Source organism: Photobacterium satsumensis (assembly GCF_050336935.1).
GTDB classification, from domain to species: domain Bacteria; phylum Pseudomonadota; class Gammaproteobacteria; order Enterobacterales; family Vibrionaceae; genus Photobacterium; species Photobacterium satsumensis.
Window position 1 is genome coordinate 1 of sequence record NZ_JAKJSK010000033.1, and the last position, 976, is coordinate 976.

4 tRNA genes and 2 rRNA genes are annotated in these 976 nt (G+C 48.1%); all 6 read right to left on the reverse strand.

Features of this window, described 5'->3' with window-relative positions:
• Nucleotides 1-91: ribosomal RNA gene (locus L4D79_RS29815) — 23S ribosomal RNA — on the reverse strand; the annotation flags it as partial.
• A gap of 272 nt (nt 92-363) precedes the next feature.
• Nucleotides 364-439 (reverse strand) — tRNA-Ala (locus L4D79_RS29820).
• 42 nt (nt 440-481) lie between these two features.
• A tRNA-Val gene (locus L4D79_RS29825) sits at nt 482-557 on the reverse strand.
• Between the two features lie 69 nt (nt 558-626).
• Nucleotides 627-702, reverse strand: a tRNA-Lys gene (locus tag L4D79_RS29830).
• A gap of 1 nt (nt 703) precedes the next feature.
• Nucleotides 704-779, reverse strand: a tRNA-Glu gene (locus L4D79_RS29835).
• 98 nt (nt 780-877) lie between these two features.
• A 16S ribosomal RNA gene (locus L4D79_RS29840) occupies nt 878-976 on the reverse strand; the annotation flags it as partial.

The window sequence follows — 976 nt, forward strand, 5'->3', positions numbered from 1 at the left end:
TACCATCTTCTCTTGGCTTATCGCAGGTTAGCACGTCCTTCATCGCCTCTGACTGCCCAGGCATCCACCGTGTACGCTTAGTCACTTAACCATACAACCCCAAGAGGTTTCGTAYGGYCAACAACCAAGGTTGTCCATCTGAGTTRTGATGGACTGTTGTTTCGCCGGACTCTTACACAAGACACTTGAATGTGTGTTGCTTGAGAACTCGTTTTTATCTTTCGATAAAAACTTWAAATAAATCAATCATTCGATTGAATTTACTAGTCAGCTTTCCAGATTGTTAAAGAGCATGTGTTTCGTTATCCCCAAAGGGATAAAAAACCACTTTCTAACRACTTTATCAATAAAGTGTTTAGAAAGTGGTGGAGCTATGCGGGATCGAACCGCAGACCTCCTGCGTGCAAGGCAGGCGCTCTCCCAGCTGAGCTATAGCCCCATAATGGGTTCTTTTTCTTTAGCMGARGCATAAAGGAAAAAGTGGTGGGCGATACCGGGCTCGAACCAGTGACCCCCTCCTTGTAAGGGAGGTGCTCTCCCAACTGAGCTAATCGCCCACGATAGTTGCTTATTTGACTCCGCTTTAAAAAGCAGAAGCAAACTTGCTTTCCTTCGTGGAAAGGAAATGGTGGGTCGTGCAGGATTCGAACCTGCGACCAATTGATTAAAAGTCAACTGCTCTACCAACTGAGCTAACGACCCGTGGCGTCCCATAGGGGAGTCGAACCCCTGTTACCGCCGTGAAAGGGCGGTGTCCTAGGCCTCTAGACGAATGGGACTAAGTGTTTCTTGCCAATGTTGTTGGGCAACATTGGCGCTCTCTTACATTTCGACCAAGCAATCTGTGTGGACACTGCATAAAACGCAGTCATATCGTTAAGGAGGTGATCCAGCCCCAGGTTCCCCTAGGGCTACCTTGTTACGACTTCACCCCAGTCATGAACCACACCGTGGTAAACGCCCCCCCGAAGGTTAA